1 protein-coding gene is annotated in these 238 nt (G+C 56.3%); it reads left to right on the top strand.

Annotation, left to right across the window (positions count from 1 at the left end; genetic code table 11):
* Positions 1-42: 42 nt before the first annotated feature.
* Positions 43-238 (top strand): hypothetical protein (locus CQ12_RS45775; protein WP_057840173.1); only part of this gene is annotated, 196 nt, incomplete at its 3' end.

Below are 238 nucleotides of genomic sequence, written 5' to 3'. Positions count from 1 at the left end.
CGTGACCCTCTCGCACATCCAACGCAACCGTGAGGATAGGTTATGAGCAACCTGCTTGATCTAGCGGCGCGGTGCAAATCAGCAACCGCACCCGATCGCGAATTGGATTTGGAGATCTATCTCATCCTGTGGCCGGCAAGCGACATCGCTAAACTTGTGGCGAGCCCGCGCGGCTTGAACGGGCAAGAAGGATACTCTTGGGATATCCGCGGGGATGCGGTTATTTTCGAGCGATGGA

Origin of the sequence: Bradyrhizobium jicamae (assembly GCF_001440395.1) — a bacterium.
GTDB classification, from domain to species: Bacteria; Pseudomonadota; Alphaproteobacteria; order Rhizobiales; family Xanthobacteraceae; genus Bradyrhizobium; species Bradyrhizobium jicamae.
The sequence above is the reverse complement of the archived record's forward strand: the minus strand, read 5'-3'. Positions and strand labels throughout refer to the sequence as shown.